Raw genomic sequence first — 17,280 nt, 5'->3', positions numbered from 1 at the left:
GGTCACGGTTATCGTGGTCGTAGGGGCCGCGACTGCTGGTGAGCGAGGTCTCCATGAGCGGATCGGTCACTTCCCCCGGTGTCGAGGGCGCCATGGGGCGCGGTTACGCCCTGCACTCCCGGGTGCAGCACCGCGCCGACGACTACGGAATGCCCCTGCTGCACCGCGCCCTGGACGCGGTGGTCCTGCCGCACAACGGCGCGCCGTTCCGGGTCGCGGACCTGGGTGCGGCGGCCGGCACCAACTCCTTGGACCCGATGCGTGCCGTGGTCGAAGGCGTGCGCCGACGGACCGGCGAGGACACCCCGGTGACGGTGGTCCACACCGACATCCTCGCGAACGACTTCAACACCCTGTTCGCCACGGTCATGGACTCCCCCGGCACCTACGCCCGCGAGCCGCGGGTCTTCGTCCAGGCCGAGGCCCGCTCCTTCTACGAGCCCCTCTTCCCGCCCGGCGAACTGCACCTGGCGTGGAGCGCGATCGCCGTGCACTGGCTGTCCCGGGTGCCCGCGCCCATCCCCGGCCACATCTTCTCCACCCGGGCCACCGGTGACATTCGCGAGGCCTTCAAGGAGCGGTCGCGGTCCGACTGGGAGGCGTTCCTGACCCACCGGGCCCGGGAGCTGCGCCCCGGCGGGCAGCTCGTGGTCCTGGGCGGGTCGTGCGCCGAGGACGGGTCCAGCGGGGCCGAGTGCCTGATGGACACCGCCGACGCGGTACTGGCCGACCTCGTACGGCAGGGACTGCTCACGCGGGCCGAGCACGCGCGGATGACCGTACCGACCTGGAACCGGACCGTGGACGAGTTCCTCGCCCCGCTCCGGGCGGGTCCCCTGACGGACGTCCTGCGCGTCGAGGAGTACGACCTGGTGCGGCTCCCCGACATCCACCTGGACCACTTCCGGGCGACCGGGGACGCCCGGGGCTTCGCCGAACAGGTGACGGCGTTCTTCCGGGCGGCGTTCCAGCCGTCGCTGTTCAGCGCGCTCGACGCCGAACGCGACGCCGGTGACGTCGAGCGCGTGGCGAAGGCCCTCGCGGCCGGGCTGCGCGCCCGCGTGGCCGCCGACCCGGAAGCCGTCGAGACGCACTGGCATGTCGTCCCGCTCCGCATCGCGCGCCTCTAGCGAGGCGGCACCGGGCACCCGGCGGCGCGGCGCGCTCGCCGTCCTGCTGCTCGCGTCGTTCATGGGCATCCTCGACGTGCTCATCGTCAACGTCGCCGCCCCCTCCATCCAGCGCGACCTGCACGCCGGCTTCGCCGACATCCAGGCCGTGATCAGCGGCTACGTCCTGGCCTACGCCGTACTGCTGACCACGGGCGCCCGGCTCGGCGACTCCTACGGGCACAAGCGGGTCTTCCTGCTGGGCGTCCTGGGCTTCACGACCCTGTCCGCCGGATGCGCGGCGGCACCGTCGGCCGGAGTCCTCATCGCGCTGCGCCTCCTCCAGGGCATGGCGGCGGCCCTGATGCTGCCGCAGGTGCTGGCGCTGATCCAGGTGATCTTCCCGCCGGACCGGCGGGCCCGCCCGCTCGCGCTCTACGGCGCCACGCTGGGGCTCGGCGCGGTCCTCGGCCAGATCATCGGCGGCGCCCTGATCCGCGCGGACGTGTTCGGCCTCGGCTGGCGGTCGGTGTTCCTGGTCAACGTGCCCATCGGGCTCGCCGTGGCGGCCTGTGTACCCGCCACGCTCCCCAAACGCGGGCCCGCCGCCCGCCACCCGCTGGACATCCCGGGCCTGCTGCTGACCGCGGTCGCCATGACGCTGCTGATCTTCCCGCTCGTCCGGGGCAGCGCCGACGGCTGGCCCGGCTGGGTCTGGCCGGCCCTCACGGGGTCCGCCCTGGCCCTGGTCGCCCTGTGGTTCACCGAGCGGCGCAGGGAGAGCGCGGGCGGGGCGCCCCTGGTCCCGCCGTCCCTGTTCCGCGTGCCCGGGTTCCGGATCGGCCTGGCCATCGCCCTGATCTTCTACAGCGGCAACTACGGCCTGTTCCTCCTCCTGGCCTACGTCTTCCAGGACGGCCTGCACCTGTCCCCGCTCGCCTCCGGCATCGCCTTCCTGCCGCTCGGCGTGGGCTTCGCCGCCGCGTCCCTGGCCAGCCGCCGCCTCACCGCCCGGTACGGCAGCCGGGTCCTGCTCATCGGCGCCGGGACCATGGTGATCGGCTACGTCGTCCTCCTCGCGACCCTGGCACCGGGACCGGCGTCCTCCGGGCCCCGGGAGGCCCTCGCCTTGGCTCCCGCGCTGCTGCTGTCCGGGGCCGGACAGGGCTTCGTATCGGCGCCCCTCATCGGGGTCGTCCTGGCCACGGTCCGCCGCGAGGACGCCGGGGCGGGGTCCGGCATCATGCTCACCGCGAACCAGCTCGCGAGCTCCCTGGGCGTCGCCGTGCTGGGCGCCCTCTTCGTCGCCCTGCTGGGCGCCGACCCCCAGGACTCCGGGGCGGGCCTGGGCGAGGGGGACTTCACCGCGGCCCTGCTGGGCTGCTCGTGGGCGCTGCTGGCGCTGGCGGCGGCGGTCGGGTTCCTGGCACGACGGCTGCCGCGGCGAGGGGCGGAGCGGGGGTCGGCGCGGCCGACGGGGCCAGCAGGGTCGACAGGACCGACGAGGCGTACAGGGTCGACAGGGCCGACAGCCGGCTCCCCCGGAGGCCGCTGAGCCGTCACACCTCCGCCACCTGCCGCGGTGCCCACCGCAGCGCGTACCCGCCCATGGCGCCCAGCACCCCCGCCGCCGCCACCAGCAGCGCCACCGTGATGCTCACCCGCAGCAGCAGGGTGCCGACGGCCGCGCCGGTCAGGACCGCCACCACACCGGCCGCCCGATAGGGATTGGACGGGTCGTCCCCCCTGCCGCCGCCGATCGGCGACTTCCGGAGGAAGGTCACGAGGGTGCCGGTGACGAGCGTGGTGTTCAGGACGGCGCCGAGCCGCCACATGGTCGCGCTGCGCACCCCCATGGCCAGGGCGGTCGCGGCGATGACGACGTAGTGCCGCGGTCTGGGCTCCGCGTCGACGTTCGGGAGGTCGATGGCGAACAGCGCCCCGACGACGAGCAGGAACGACGCGGTGCCGGACGAGGTGAGGAGCCAGCGCCTGCGCCGGTTCTGCAGCACCGCACCCATGCGGTTCCCGGCCACGGCACCGCACACGAACGCGGAGAACGCGGTCAGTGACCCCAGCGGCCTGAGCCCTTCGCCCCCGGCGAGGGCGAAGCCGAGGAAGAGGATGTTGCCGGTCATGAAGGCCGTGAAGATCTGCCCGAGGCCGAGGAAGGCCACCGCGTCGACGATCCCCGTGATCGCGGTCACCACGACGAGCACCCTGGGCAACGGGTCGGGGCGATCGGCTGCGGACACGGCACACCTCCCTGCCCTCACGGCGGACAACGGCCCCCGCCGCCCATTACAGCCCCGCTCCGGCCACCCGGCACGCCGGGACGGGACCGGAGCAGGTTCCCGTACCGCCTGCCCGAGCTGGGCGGACGGACTATTCTCCTGAGCGCACAGGCGCGTTGGGGGGCGGGGGACGTATGCGGTTCGTCTTCGTTCACGGGACCGGGGTCCGTCAGGAACGGTTCGACGAGTTGTTCCGGCAGGTCGAGGCGGGGTTACGGAAACGGTTCCCGGCGGCGGAGGTGGAACCGTGCTACTGGGGCCGTGAGTTCGGCGCCGCACTGGCCGCCGGGGGCGCCACCGTACCGGGGATGCGCCCGGTCACGGCGGCGGACGCCGAGGACGACCCCGAGACGGCCGAGTGGCTGCTGCTGCTCACCGACCCGCTGTGCGAGCTGAGGGTGCTCGCGGAACTCGGCGTCGGCTCGGACGACGACGGCGGATTCGGGCTGCCGGGCCTTCAGAGCCCCGGTGATGAGGTCCGCGACCGACTGGGCGGCCTGCCGCGCGCCCTCGACCCGGCCGACGAACTCGCCGTGCTCCTACGCGACACCGGCCTGGCCGACGGCTACCGCGCAGCCCTGGACTCCGTGGCGAACTCCGACGAGTTCCACGCCGCGTCCCTCGCCGCCGAGGACGAGGCCACCGCCGCCGAACTCGTCCTCCTCACCAGCCGGGCCGTGGTCGCCACGATGCTCGCCGAGGCGCAGGACACCGCCCTGTGCACCGGCGACGAGCGGGACAGGCTCGTCGACCGGCTGAGCGACCGGCTCGGCGGCACCGCTCGCGGCGTGATGACGCGTACGGCGGGCGTGCTGTTCAAGCTGGCCCAGCGGCTGACCCCGCAGTCCGTGCTGGACAGCAAGCGCGGCGAGCTGACCAACGACAAGGCGTCCGAGGTCGGCGACATCCTGCGCTACCAGGCGCGCGGCGAGCATCTGCGCGCCCACCTGGAGAAGGTGATCGGCCGCGCCCCCGAGCCGCCGGTGCTGATCGGCCACAGTCTCGGCGGTATCGCCCTGGTGGACACCCTGGCGCTGGCGGCGCGGCGCGGGCAGGCGCTGCCGGTACGGCTGCTGGTGACCGTGGGTTCGCAGGCGCCGTTCCTGCACGAGCTCGGGGCCCTCGCGGGCCTGGAACCGGGCTCGGCGCTGCCCGCGGGCTTCCCCGAATGGCTCAATATCTACGACCGCCGCGACCTGCTCTCCTACCTCGCCGAGCCGCTCTTCGGCGACGGCGCCCGGGTCACCGACCACGAGGTCCGCAGCCGTCAGCCCTTCCCCGTCTCGCACAGCGCCTACTGGCGTCTCGACCCGGTCTTCGACCGCATCGCGGAGGCCCTGCGATGACGGAGGCGCCCGCCGGGTGCGAGCCCCCGATCACCCCGGAACGGACCTTCGCCCTCGTCGTCGGCGTCGAGTCGTACGAGATCGGCGGCTTCGACCTGTCCGGCCCGGCCCGCGACGCCACCCGCTTCGCCGACTGGCTCACCGGCACGGCAGGCGTCCCGCAGGCCAACGTACGGCTGCTGCTGTCGCCCCTGGCCCGCAACGCGAACGGCGTGACGGCCGATCCGGCCACCCAGAAGTGCGTGGAGGACGCGCTCCTGAAGGACTTACCGCAGCGCGACGGCGACCTGCTGTGGATCTACTGGGCCGGACACGGTTTCCTCGACCGCGCCCACCAGTTGCTCCTGCCCTACTCCGACGCGACGGCGGCCCACACGACCCACCTCAACCTGACCTCGGCGCTGCGCATGTGGCAGTCGACCGCGGTGGGCGGGGGACGGTTCCGTGACGTCGTCGCCATCACCGACGCCTGCCGCATCGACACCCGTTGGCGCGGCGACCGCCTGGGGTTCGGCTCGGTCGCGTACCCGGTCGGCCAACCGGTACCCGCGCGGCGCCAGTTCGTCCTGTACGCGGCTCGGCCGGGCCAGGCGGCGGCCAACCGGGCGGAACTGGGCGCGGGCCAGTTCACCGACACACTGCTCAGGCGCCTTGACGGGCTGACGGTGGCGGACGCGGTCCGGGACCTGGTCGACATCGCCAGGGCCGTGCAAGGGGACTTTGCGGACATGAAGCGGAACGGCAGGACATCGCAGCAGCCGACGTTCGAGATAGCCACCTCGTGGGACGAATCACCGCTGTTCGGGGATAGGTGGACCGACCCCTCGGGCTCCACCGGCGCGCGTGTCCTCGACCAGCTCGCGTGGACGGAACTGGCCGAACTGCTCAAGGACTTCCCCAGGATGCCCCCGCACACCTACGAGGCGTACCGGTGGGCCTTCGAGGTGGCGGACAGCGGCCCGCCCGCCGGTCACTGTCTGCCCTCGACACAGTTGACGGAGATCGCCCGCGACCTGAACAACCGTCAGGGAACGCGCCCCGGCGTCCCGTTGGTCCTGCCGTTCATGCAGCACCTCGCCTCCAGATCCCGGTTGTCCGACTGGGCCGCGGCCGCGACCGCCTGGGTCGAACGCACCCGTGAGCGGCTGGGTGCCGACCCGCTCCCGCCGCCTCCCCCGGAGCCCACCGAGCCGCCCGCCCTGCACGTCCGCCTCACCCCCGAGAGCGAGGACGAGTACTGGCTCCAACTGTGGATGTACCAGGGTGACTTCGAGAACGTGGGCGACTCCGAACAACCCCTGGACCTGGAGGCCGTACGCAAGGCACTCGGCGATCACCTGCTGACCCACAAGGCGTCCGCCAAGCCGAAGCGGATCGAGTTCCACGTCCCGTACGAGCTGTTGGAGGAGCCGTTCGAGACGTGGGAGGTTCCCACGGGACGCCCGAACAAGACCGCATCCCTCGGGTGCTGGTACGAGGTCGTGCTCCGCTGCCCGGACGAACGGGAGGGGCTGGTCGAGGAACCATGGCGGACCAAGTGGCGGTGGTACGAGACCCACGGCGGCCGCCACCCGGAAGCCGTGCACGAAGTGTGCGACACCGACGTGACCGACGGCCTCGCCGACGTCCTGCAACTGAACGAACCGCCCGTGTGCGTACTGGCCGACGTGACCGAACCCCTGGTCCCGAACGCACTGGACGCCGTCATCGACAGCGGCATACCCATCGCCGTCTGGCGCCGCCCCTCCGCAACGGAGAAGGAACCCCTCCGCACCGCGCTGGAGATGGACTCGCTGGACGTGGCGCAGCTGCCGACCAAGCTCAAGCACCTGCGGGTGCGCCGTCAACCACTCGCCCTGCTCTGGGACGACCCCGGGCGGATTCCGGTCAGGCGGTCGTTGTCCTCATGAACCAGCCGTCGAGGAGAGGAAGTCGGATGGACACCGCCAAGGACTGGTGGATCTACCGGGGCCCGGGCACAGTCGGGGAACGGCGCGCCCGGCTCGACGAACACCGGCCGCCGTGGCGGGAGTTCAAGGGCGAACCCGATCCCGAGTACACCCCGCCGGGCACCGAGGGTCCGGCGTGGGCGGAGACGTACGAGCGCGGCGACGGCTATGTGCCCGACGACTACGAAGTGGACGCCGTCAACACGGCCCTGTATTTGCGCCGCCCGCTGCTCGTCACCGGCAAGCCGGGTGTCGGCAAGTCGACTCTGGCCCACAGCATCGCGGCCGACCTCGAACTCGGCCCGGTCCTGCACTGGCCGGTGACCAGCCGGAGTTCCCTGCGGGACGGGCTCTACCAGTACGACGCGATCGGGCGGCTACACGACGCGAACCTGAGGCACCTGGCATCCTCCGGCCGCAGCCGCCGCCCGCCGGGCGCCAAGCGCCCCGCCTCGGGGAACTCCATCGCACCGTATCTGCGCCTCGGTCCGCTCGGCACCGCGCTGCTGCCTCAGGACCGGCCCCGGGTGCTGCTCGTCGACGAGATCGACAAGAGCGACATCGACCTGCCCGGCGACCTCCTCACCGTCTTCGAGGAGGGCTCCTTCGAGATCCCCGAGCTGGCCCGGATCGCCGCCCGGCAGCCTCGGGTCAGGGTCGGCACTCAGGACGGCCCGAAGGCCCGCGTCGGCATCGAGGGCGGACGCGTCCAGTGCCGGGCCTTCCCGATCGTGGTGCTCACCAGCAACGGCGAGCGCGACTTCCCGCCGCCGTTCCTGCGCCGCTGCATCCGCCTGCACGTCGAACCGCCCACGAAGGACAAGCTGGAGCGGATCGTCCGGCAGCGCCTGCGGCTCGACGAGTCGACCGGTGACGACCACTACCGGGACCTGATCAAGGCCTTCGACGAACGCCGCACGGAAGGCGACCTGGCCACCGACCAGCTCCTGAACGCCGTCCAGTTGCGGCTGAGCGGCGCGTGGTCCGGGGTGGACGAGCGGGAGGACTTCCTCAAGACCGTGCTGCAACGGCTGACGGGCCCGCTGGCGTGATCGAGGACCTGTTCCGCGCCCTGCGGGAGTCCGGCGCCGACGCCGGACCCGAGGAGCTGGCGGACATCCTCTGGCTGGCGGCGCGTGTCGGCGGCACAGCGGGCGCGGGCGTACGGCAGTGGCCGGAGGCAGGTGAGGATCCCGATCCGCTCGACCTGCCCGAGCCCGGCTCGCCGGGGCGGGAGGAGGCGGCCCCGGAGCCGACCGAGGAGTTCTACGGCGCGGCCGATGTGACGGACGCGCCCGGCCCCTCACGCGACGGCATCGAACTGGTCCGAGTCCGTCGTGCCGCGTCCCTGCGGGACCCGCTGGCCCTGATGCGGGCCCTGCGCCCCCTGGGCCGCAGCACGGGCCGGCGGGAGCCGGACTACGGCTCCGCCGACCTGGAACTCGACGAGGAACTGACCGTCCGCCGCACCGTCGAGCAGCGACTGCCGCTGCCCGTGCTGCGCCCGCGCAAGGCGCGGTGGCTGGACCTGGCGCTGGTGATCGACGCCCACCACTCGATGCTGCTGTGGCACGACCTGGTGGCGGAACTGCGGCGCGTGTTCGTGCAGACGGGCATCTTCAGGGACGTCCGCGTGTGGCACCTGAGCGGCACGGGTGGGGGCGGGCCGCTGTCGGTCTCCCGGACACCGGACGGCGAGCCGCGCAGTGTGCAGGAGGTGTCCGACCCGTCCGGCCACCGTCTCATCCTGGTCGTGACCGACACGGTGGCGAGCGGCTGGGCCGGGGCCGAGGCCGCCGGGATGCTGCGGCAGTGGTCGACCCACGGTCCGGTGGCCCTGCTCAACGTCCTGCCCCGCCGGCTGTGGGACCGGGGCGCGGTACGCCCTCGGGCGTTGCTGGTCCGCGCGGTGGGCCCCGCCGCCCCGAACACGTCCTGGCGCCAGTCCCCGGCCACCCGGAGCCGACGCCGCCGACGCCCCGAACCTGAGGGCATCGCGATTCCGGTGGTGGAGGCCACGGCGGGGTCGGTGTCGGTGCTGGCGAAGGTGGTGGCGGGCGACGGTCAGTGGAAGCGGGTGCAGTCCTTGTCGGTCCCGCGGGCGCCTCACGCGACGCCTGCGCCGACCGCAATGGTCGAGCAGGCGCCGGGTGTTGACGGTGTCGACGACATCCTTCGGCGGTTCCGGGCCGGAGCGTCACCGGTCGCGCAGGAGCTGGCCGGGTACCTGTCCGCCGTGCCGCTGAGCCTGCCGGTCATGAACCTGGTCCGCCAGGTCATGCTCCCGAACTCCGAGCACGGCCACCTGGCGGAGGTCGCCCTGGGCGGCTTGCTCAGGCCCTGGGCCGGTGCAGACGCCACCGACCCGGACAGCGTTCCTTTCGACTTCCGGCCCGGTGTGCGCGAGGCCCTGCTCGGCGGACAGCGGCGGGACGCCATAACGTCGGTGCAGGAGGTCGTACGGCGGGAGATGGGGGCGGAGGTCAGCGAGCGGGGGGCTGTGAGTGGGGGTGACTTTCTCGCGGGGCGCACGGCCGGGGGCGAGGGCGGCCGGTGGAGGGTTGCCGGTGAGGCGGTGCCGTTCGCTACACGGACGAGGGTGGTGCCGGGGGGTTCGGGGAGGTGCCTGGGCCCGACTGGCGGCGGGTCGCGGAGTTCGCGGAGTTGGTTCCTGACAACTACTTCGAGCGGTGGGTGGACGAGCGGCTCGCTGAGGTCATCACTCGGGCCCTGGAGGGCCTGGGCTCGTTCACCGTGCTGGTCGGTGAGACGGGCGCGGGGAAGACCACGGCTCTCGCGCGTGCGTTCAGCCGGATGCCGGATGACTGGATGGTGTGGACACCGCGGAGTCCGGACGAGGTGGTGCCCGGGCTGACCGACCTGCCTGGCCGCACCATCGTGCTCCTGAAGGAGTTGAATCTCTCCCAAGTGGGACGCACGCTCGACGTTCCGTTCCTGTCCCAGCCCTTCAGGTCCGGACCCTTCCTCATCTTCGGCGAGATCACCGAAGACGACGTGGACGTCATCCCCGAGAACGCGGGCATCGACCTGGTGCGCGTCCCTTCGTGGAGCAACGAGTCCGCAGTGGCGCGCCGGATCCAGCAAGCGCCCCCGATCGCCAGGTCCATGCTCCGCGCGGCGCTGGACATTCGGCGTCTCGGTCATTTCCCCACCATGCCGTTCAACCTGTTGACGGCCGCGACCGAGGTCTACCACCCCCGCAACAGCCGGGCGAAGCTGACGCGCAGAAACATGTTGGCGGCAATCGAGTACGCCTGTCGGCCGAGCCCGGGAGAACCGCCGCTCATGCTCGACGAAGCACTCCTCGGGCCTGGGACGTACCAGCTGGTCGACCTCGTGGTGCGTACCGACGAGCAGGAGACACCGTTCGTCGACCCACCGACGGGTCTGTGGCCGGTGCTGGCCCAGTACGCCGACCGTGCCGCGCTTCCCTCACTCGCCCAATCCGCACAGGAGCGAGGGCTTTCCCACGAAGCCCGCGTCCTCTCCAACACCTATGCGTTCTACGACGTGTCCCCCGAGTCCAACTCCGTCATCCGGGGACTCATCGAGGACATCGGGCGACGTCTGGTCCAGGTCCGGAGCAGCACGGGATCCCTACTGGCATCGGGAATCTGCCTGTCAGACGAAGGGCTGGTGGTCACCGCGTTCGCGCGACACTCCCCCGCCGTCCCGGAGGAGACCCTGAAGGTTCGTCCTTATCTGAGCAAGAACGTCGCAGCCGCGCGGCTCGTCTCCCCGGCCCCGCGGACAGCGCTGTCCTACCTGCTGCTGAACCCCCGTGTGGAACTTCGCGCCGTACCACGTCCTTCGATGGGTCCCATGCCGACCGCCGGGCAGGAGGTCTTGGTCGTCGGTTTCGACAGTGAGGGCGGCACTGAACTGAGGGTGCTCCGCTGCCGGGTGACGCGCCTAATTTCGGACCATTACCAACTGGCTCCAGTCGTGTCGGCGCCATGGCCCACTGTCGGCTCCGCGGTCATCGACCTGCACGGATCGGTCGTCGGAGCAGTCACGATGGCCGAAGCAACATCCAGAGGACTCTTCGCCGCTCCTATCATCCCGCTCCCTCTCCCCCCCGTCCGGTCGTCCCAGCAGTCGTCTCCCCCCGGACTCATCGCCCCGACCAGGTCACGCGCCGTCGTCATCGGATGCAGCCTCTACGAGGATTTCCCCGAGCTGCCGGGCACCGCGGAGGCCGCCACCTCGTTGGCGTCCGCCTTGGGGAGGCGGCGGGAGGACGGAATCCTCGCCCATGAGAACGTCCAAGCCATCTGGAACCGTCCTCTCCCCAGCAACTTCTCCTCAAGGCTCTCCTCGGCGGTACAGCAGGCCGAGCACACGTTCCTCCTGGCCTACGCGGGCCACGTGGTCGAAACCCCGGACGACGCCTTCCTGGCCTTCCGCAACACCGACATCGAGAACCTGCACGGCACAGCTCTGTCCGTACTGCGGCTCCGTTCGCTCCTCGACGAGAGTCCCGCTCAGCACAAGGTCCTGATCCTCGACGCCGACACCCACGGCGGTAGCCGCCTGTGGTCATGGTTCGAGCCCGACGTCAGAACGCTGGACGCCCGGGTACTGCTGTTCCCGAAACCCGGTCAGAGACCTCACGCCATGACCCAGGCCCTCACCCGCACCCTCAGTACGGGCATCCCCGGTGGCCCCGAGTTCCTGAGCCTGCTCGACATCGCCAATCACCACTCACGCGTCATGTCACTCACCAGCCGCTCCCTCGCTGACGCCCCCACCCTGCTCTTCCGCAACCCCGCCTTCCCCGCAGAGCACCACGGCACGGTCAAGTGGTTCAACGCGGAGAAGGGCTTCGGTTTCATCACCCTCGACAGCGGTCGCGACGTGTTCGTCCACTACTCGGCGATCATTGCGCATGACCCCCGCACCCTGGAAACAGGCCAGCGGGTCCGCCTCACGATCACCGAGAACAGCAAGGGCCCCCAGGCCACCAACGTCCGCCCGTACTGACCCCCCGGGACTCATCCACCCCGCCCCGGGTACACGGCGCCCGACTCGTGTGATCCTCGGGGAAGGGCCGGACTCCCGTGCCGCCCGGGTGCGGCGGTCGGGTCTTGTGGCGCATTCTTGCTGTGTCGCCCCACGGGACGGCGCACGGACGAGGTAGGGGCCGATGACTGGGAGCGTCGAGCACACGCAGCTGACGCCCGGGCGGTCGACGGCGGCGCTGATCGACGCCTCACTGAAGGCGTTCAGGGCCGCTGACGGCCACGCGGCGGGGGTTTACATGACCTCCAGCACGCCCGGAGTGCTCCGCCTGTCCGCGCTCGTCGGACTCCCCAGCCGCCTGTTCAAACCGTGGTGGCGGCTGCACATGGACAGCCGGTTCGCGGTCGCCGACGCCCACCGGCTCGGCGTGGAGGTGGTGCTGGCCAACGCCACGGAGACCATGCGCCGCTACCCCCAGTTCGCGGCGGGTCTGCCGTTCCAGTTCGGGTCCCTGTACGTGCCGGTCGCGACCGACGGCAAGGCGTACGGCGTGCTCACCGTGCTGCGTCCGGCCGCCGCCGACGCCACCGAGCTGCTGCCGGCGCGCGAGCGGCTGGCGCGGCTGGCCCAGGAGCTGGCGGGGCGGCTCAGGGAGGCGGAGGAGGACGGTCCGGTGCGCTGGGACGGCGAGCCGCTGTGCGTACGGCCGCCCGCGACGCATCCGCCTGGGCGGGCCGGATGCTTCGGCTGGGACCCCGTGACCGGGGCCGTGACCGCGGACGAGCGGCTGCGCAGGATGCTGGGCGCGGTCGCCGAGGAGTGCACGAGCGGTGAGCGTCCGTTCGCCGATGCCGTGGCGCCCGGTGATACCGAGACGCTGCTGGCCGCGCTGCGTGACGCCGCCGCGGGGCGGCCGCCGCCGCTGCCGTTGTACCTGCGCGCCGCGGACGGCTCGCTGCGGCTGGTGGAGCTGTGGCGGGCGGACGACGGCGCGTCCGCGATGTCCGAGGTGCACGGTGCCGTCATCGAGCCCGGGCCCGCCTCGGCGGCCGAGTCCGCGGCCGATCTGCTCCCCGACGGCGTGTTCGCGCTGGACCGGCTGGGGACGGTCGTGTACGCCAATCCGCGCGCCGCCGACCTGCTGGAACTGCCCCGGTCGCAGTTGCTCGGCAGACCTCTGTGGGACGCCGTGCCGTGGCTGACCCAGCCCGCCTGCGAGGACCATCTGCGCAAGGCGCTGCTCTCCCCCGAGCCGGTGTCCTTCCACGTCGGGCGGCCCGACGCCAAGACCGCCGGGGACTGGCTCGTGCTGTCCCTGCACCCCGGCCCGGAGCTGCTGACCTGTTCGGTGCGTCCGGCGCACCACGTGGTCGAGGTGCCCGCCGACGCGCCGAAGGAGGTCGCCGAGCCCGCCGAGCCGGCCCCGGAGGCGTCCATGGCGCCGCTGTACCGGCCGATCGTGCTGGCCATCGCGCTGACCGAGGCGGTGACCGCGCGCCAGGTGTCCGCGGTGGTCATGCGGGAGCTGCTGCCCGCGTTCGGCGGGCGCCGGCTGGCGATCTACCTGCTGCAGGACCGCCATCTGTTCCTGGCCTGGGAGAGCGGCTTCCCGCCCGGGTTCCTGGCGCCCTTCGAGGGGGTGGGGCTGGACGAGCGGCTGCCCGGGGTGGAGACGCTGACCAGCGGTCGCCCGCTCTTCTTCGACTCGATGGAGCAGCTCGGGGAGGCCTATCCGGGCATACCGCTGGACGCCGAGGAGGGCGCGCGGGCGTTCCTGCCGCTGATCGCCTCGGGCCGTCCGGTGGGTTCGTGCATCCTCGGCTTCGACCGGTCGCGCACCTTCAGTACCGAGGAGCGGGCCGCGCTCACCGCGCTCGCCGGGCTGATCGCGCACGCCATGGAGAAGGCCAAGCGCTACGAGAGCGAGGCGACCCTCGCCCGCGGCCTGCAGCAGGCGCTGCTCCCCCGGCGGCTGTCCGCGCACCCGCTGATGGAGACCGCGGGCCGGTATCTGCCCGCGACCCAGGGCATGGAGATCGGCGGGGACTGGTACGACGTGGTCTCCGCCGGGGACGGGCTCGCCCTGGTCATCGGCGATGTCCAGGGGCACGGGGTGCAGGCGGCGGCCACCATGGGCCAGCTGCGCACGGCGGTGCGGGCGTTCGCGCTCGGGGACCGGCCGCCCGACGAGGTGCTGAGCGGTACGAACCGGCTGCTGATCGACATCGACTCGGGGCTGTTCGCGAGCTGCTGCTACATCCGCCTCGACCCGGTCACCGGGGTGGCCCGGGCGGCACGTGCCGGGCATCTGCCGCCGCTGCTGCGTAGTCCGGACGGCCGTACGCACCGGGTGGACCTGCCCGGCGGGGTGGTGCTCGGTGTGGACCCGCAGGCCCGCTACCCGGTGGCGGAGCTGGTCATCGACCCGGGCGCGGTGCTGGCGCTGTACACCGACGGGCTGGTGGAGCGGCCCGGCGGGGACATCGACGACGGCATCGGGCGGATGCGGGTGGCGCTGGCCCGGGCGGGCACTCCGCTCGGCAGGCCGGGCGGGCAGTCGCTGGCGAAGATCGCGGACCGGCTCACGGCGACCGCGCGGCACACCGTCGACCGGCCCGACGACATCGCCCTGCTGCTCGCCACCCGGCGCACGGCGCCCCGGCACGAGGCGTGAGCAACCCCGGTGACATGCCGTGACGGTGTGCTACGCCTCTCGCCTCCAGGGGTTGAGCAGTGTAGACATGGCTCATGGTCCGACTCTCGGGTCGATCAGGGGCCCGGTCACTCCGACGTCGTAGTGGTCCGCGTCCCCACCGTGCGCCCGACCGCGCCCGCGGGTTGCGCGGAGGCGGCATACCGGACGGCGGGCGCCCGCCCAAGCACGGCCGGCGGCCCAGGTCGCCGCTGAGCCGGATCAGTGTGGCCGGGCAGGTCTTCCTGTTCCAGGTCTTCATCGTGATGCTGCTGGTGGTGGCCGCGGTGGTGGCGCTGGTGCTCCAGGTGCGGCACGACAGCACCAACGAGGCCCGCAACCGCTCGGTGGCGGTCGCCCAGGCCTTCGCCAACGCGCCCGGCACCGTGGAGACGCTCAGCGCACCCGACCCGTCCGCCGTGTTCCAGCCGCAGGCCGAGGCCGCGCGGGTGACGACCGGGGTCGACTTCATCGTCGTCATGAACACCGACGGCATCCGCTACAGCCACCCCAAGCCGGACCGGATCGGCAAGCAGTTCGTGGGCACCATCGAGCCCGCGCTGCGCGGCGAGGTGGTGACCGAGGAGATTGTCGGCACGATCGGGCCGCTGGTGCAGGCGGTGGTGCCGGTCAAGGACTCCGACGGCAAGGTGGTGGGCCTGGTGTCGGCCGGGATCACCACGGCGACCGTGGGCGGTACCGCCGACCAGCAGCTGCCGCTGCTGCTGAGCGCGGCGGCAGTGGCGCTCGCCCTGGCCACCGGCGGCACGGCCCTGGTGAGCAGACGGCTGCTGCGGCAGACGCACGGCCTGGGCCCGCACGAGATGACGCGGATGTACGAGCACCACGACGCGGTGCTGCACGCCGTGCGCGAGGGCGTGATCATCGTCGGCGACGAGGGGCGGCTGCTGCTCGCCAACGACGAGGCGCACCGGCTGCTCGATCTCCCGGCCGACGCCGAGGGCCGCCAGGTCGCCGATCTGGGTCTGACCGCGGACACCGCGGAGCTGCTGGCCTCCGGCCGGGTGGCCACCGACGAGGTGCACCTGATCAAGGAGCGGCTGCTGGCGGTGAACCAGCGGCCGACGAACCTGCGCGGCGGCCCCTCCGGGAGTGTGGCGACGCTGCGCGACTCCACCGAGCTGCGGGCCCTGTCCGGCCGGGCGGAGACCGCGCGCGAGCGGCTGAGCATGCTCTACGACGCCGGGGTGGGCATCGGCACCAGCCTGGACGTGACGCGCACCGCCGGGGAGCTGGCCGATCTGGCCGTGCCGAGGTTCGCGGACTTCGTCACCGTCGACCTGTTCGGGGCGGTGCTCAACGGCGGCCAGGCGGACACGGTGTCGCCGCTGCACCGGACGGCGTTCAGCGGTATCCGTGAGGACGCGCCGCTGTACCCGCTGGGCAAGGAGATCGCGTTCGTGGAGACCTCGCCGCAGGCGCGGGCGCTGGAGGCGGGGCGGCCGGTGCTGGAGCCGCGGCTCGCCCAGGCTCCGGGCTGGCAGGCGCAGGACCTGGAGCGGTCGGCGCAGGTGGTGGAGTACGGCATCCACTCGCTGATCGCGGTGCCGCTGCGGGCCGGGGCGCTGGTGCTGGGCGTGGTGAGCTTCTGGCGGTCGGAGAAGCCGCAGCCGTTCGACGCCGAGGAGCTGGAGCTGGCGGAGGAGCTGGTCGCGCGGGCGGCGGTCTCCATCGACAACGCCCGTCGCTACACCCGCGAGCACAGCATGGCCGTCACGCTGCAGCGCAGTCTGCTGCCCCGTTCGCTGCCCGAGCAGAACGCGCTGGAGATCGCCTACCGGTATCTGCCCGCGCAGGCCGGGGTGGGCGGCGACTGGTTCGACGTGCTGCCGCTGTCCGGGGCCCGGGTGGCGCTGGTGGTGGGGGACGTGGTCGGGCACGGGCTGCACGCGGCGGCCACCATGGGCCGGTTGCGGACGGCGGTGCACAACTTCTCGGCGCTGGACCTGCCGCCGGAGGAACTGCTCGCGCTGCTGGACGAGCTGGTCGCCCGGATCGACCAGGACGAGGCGGCGGAGACCGCGAGCGCGCCGGTGACCGGGGCGACCTGTCTGTACGCGGTGTACGACCCGGTGTCCGGGCGCTGCACGGTCGCCCGGGCCGGTCATCCGCCGCCCGCGGTGATCCACCCGGACGGGAGAGTGGAGTTCCCGGACGTGCCCGCGGGTCCTCCGCTGGGGCTGGGCGGGCTGCCCTTCGAGACGGCCGAACTGGACCTCGCGGAGGGCAGCCGGCTGGTGCTGTACACCGACGGGCTGGTGGAGGACCGGGAGCACGACATCGACGAGGGTCTGGAGCTGCTGCGGGAGGCGCTGGCGCGGGCGGGCGGCGGTTCGCCGGAGGCGACCTGCCGGGCGGTGCTGGACGCCCGGCTGCCGGACCGTCCCGGTGACGACATCGCGCTGCTGGTGGCCCGGACCCGGGCGCTGCCCGCGGACCGGGTCGCCGAGTGGGAGGTGCCGTCGGACCCGGCGGAGGTCGCCAAGGTGCGCGCGGAGGTGACCCGGCGGCTCGCCGACTGGGACCTGGAGGAGCTGGGGTTCACCACCGAGCTGATCCTGAGCGAACTGGTCACCAACGCGATCCGCTACGGCGGTGAGCCCATCCGGGTGCGGGTGATGCGCGACCGGACGCTGATCTGCGAGGTGTTCGACAGCAGCAACACCTCGCCGCATCTGCGGTACGCCGCGATGACGGACGAGGGCGGGCGCGGGCTGTTCCTGGTGGCGCAGGTCGCGGAGCGCTGGGGCACGCGGTACACGTCCGAGGGCAAGGTGATCTGGGCGGAGCAGCCGCTGCCGTAGACGCGGGAGCGGGGCCCACCGCTGCCGCAGGCACGAGCACAGGCCAGCCGCTGCCGCAGGCACGAGCACAGGCCGCCCACTG

Annotated in this window: 10 protein-coding genes; 9 read left to right on the top strand and 1 reads right to left on the bottom strand. The window is 72.5% G+C overall.

Translation table 11 applies throughout. From position 1 onward, the window contains the following. Window positions 1-53 precede the first annotated feature (53 nt). Entirely contained in the window at window positions 54-1,130 is a 1,077-nt protein-coding gene (locus GA0115233_RS28355; RefSeq protein WP_093723161.1) for a hypothetical protein, read from the top strand. Beyond that, complete coding sequence (locus GA0115233_RS28350) at window positions 1,099-2,664, top strand: MFS transporter (RefSeq protein ID WP_093723160.1); 1,566 nt, start codon at window positions 1,099-1,101, stop codon at window positions 2,662-2,664. The genes GA0115233_RS28355 and GA0115233_RS28350 overlap by 32 nt, the downstream gene beginning before the upstream one ends. A gap of 4 nt (window positions 2,665-2,668) precedes the next feature. On the opposite strand, the gene GA0115233_RS28345 is transcribed toward GA0115233_RS28350, so the two are convergent. Beyond that, window positions 2,669-3,364: a YoaK family protein gene (locus GA0115233_RS28345; RefSeq protein ID WP_218063558.1), complete on the bottom strand. Its 696-nt coding sequence runs from the start codon at window positions 3,362-3,364 to the stop codon at window positions 2,669-2,671. Window positions 3,365-3,537: 173 nt separating this feature from the next. Here GA0115233_RS28345 and GA0115233_RS41215 point away from each other — a divergent pair, with 173 nt between their 5' ends. From GA0115233_RS41215 to GA0115233_RS28315, 7 genes are all read left to right on the top strand, one after another. Further along, window positions 3,538-4,749: an alpha/beta hydrolase gene (locus GA0115233_RS41215; RefSeq protein WP_218063556.1), complete on the top strand. Its 1,212-nt coding sequence runs from the start codon at window positions 3,538-3,540 to the stop codon at window positions 4,747-4,749. Further along, window positions 4,746-6,659 (top strand): VMAP-C domain-containing protein, encoded by a 1,914-nt coding sequence (locus tag GA0115233_RS28340; RefSeq protein WP_176711965.1) that lies wholly within the window; start codon window positions 4,746-4,748, stop codon window positions 6,657-6,659. The genes GA0115233_RS41215 and GA0115233_RS28340 overlap by 4 nt, the downstream gene beginning before the upstream one ends. A 26-nt stretch (window positions 6,660-6,685) precedes the next feature. Beyond that, entirely contained in the window at window positions 6,686-7,750 is a 1,065-nt protein-coding gene (locus GA0115233_RS28335) for an AAA family ATPase (protein WP_093723157.1), read from the top strand. Beyond that, window positions 7,747-9,573, top strand: coding sequence for an SAV_2336 N-terminal domain-related protein (locus GA0115233_RS28330; RefSeq protein ID WP_093723156.1), 1,827 nt, complete (start codon window positions 7,747-7,749; stop codon window positions 9,571-9,573). The genes GA0115233_RS28335 and GA0115233_RS28330 overlap by 4 nt, the downstream gene beginning before the upstream one ends. Before the next feature lie 1,898 nt (window positions 9,574-11,471). Next, window positions 11,472-11,702 (top strand): cold-shock protein, encoded by a 231-nt coding sequence (locus GA0115233_RS28325; RefSeq protein ID WP_255310382.1) that lies wholly within the window; start codon window positions 11,472-11,474, stop codon window positions 11,700-11,702. Between the two features lie 163 nt (window positions 11,703-11,865). Then, window positions 11,866-14,355: a SpoIIE family protein phosphatase gene (locus GA0115233_RS28320; RefSeq protein WP_093723155.1), complete on the top strand. Its 2,490-nt coding sequence runs from the start codon at window positions 11,866-11,868 to the stop codon at window positions 14,353-14,355. A 74-nt stretch (window positions 14,356-14,429) separates the two neighbouring features. Further along, the gene (locus tag GA0115233_RS28315) at window positions 14,430-17,198 is read left to right on the top strand and encodes a SpoIIE family protein phosphatase (RefSeq protein WP_093723154.1); all 2,769 of its coding nucleotides are present in this window, start codon (window positions 14,430-14,432) and stop codon (window positions 17,196-17,198) included. The last annotated feature ends 82 nt before the right edge of the window (window positions 17,199-17,280 follow it).

Source organism: Streptomyces sp. DI166, from assembly GCF_900091315.1.
In the GTDB taxonomy this organism is placed as follows: domain Bacteria; phylum Actinomycetota; class Actinomycetes; order Streptomycetales; family Streptomycetaceae; genus Streptomyces; species Streptomyces fuscus.
This window is presented reverse-complemented; position numbering and strand designations above follow the sequence as displayed.

What these genes read in the sequence shown, in the direction of transcription:
- GA0115233_RS28340 (WP_176711965.1), top strand. Translation starts at nt 4,746, where the DNA reads ATGACGGAGGCGCCCGCCGGGTGCGAGCCCCCGATCACCCCGGAACGG.
- GA0115233_RS28350 (WP_093723160.1), top strand. Translation starts at nt 1,099, where the DNA reads ATGTCGTCCCGCTCCGCATCGCGCGCCTCTAGCGAGGCGGCACCGGGC.
- GA0115233_RS28355 (WP_093723161.1), top strand. Translation starts at nt 54, where the DNA reads ATGAGCGGATCGGTCACTTCCCCCGGTGTCGAGGGCGCCATGGGGCGC.
- GA0115233_RS28320 (WP_093723155.1), top strand. Translation starts at nt 11,866, where the DNA reads ATGACTGGGAGCGTCGAGCACACGCAGCTGACGCCCGGGCGGTCGACG.
- GA0115233_RS28335 (WP_093723157.1), top strand. Translation starts at nt 6,686, where the DNA reads ATGGACACCGCCAAGGACTGGTGGATCTACCGGGGCCCGGGCACAGTC.
- GA0115233_RS41215 (WP_218063556.1), top strand. Translation starts at nt 3,538, where the DNA reads ATGCGGTTCGTCTTCGTTCACGGGACCGGGGTCCGTCAGGAACGGTTC.
- GA0115233_RS28315 (WP_093723154.1), top strand. Translation starts at nt 14,430, where the DNA reads ATGGTCCGACTCTCGGGTCGATCAGGGGCCCGGTCACTCCGACGTCGT.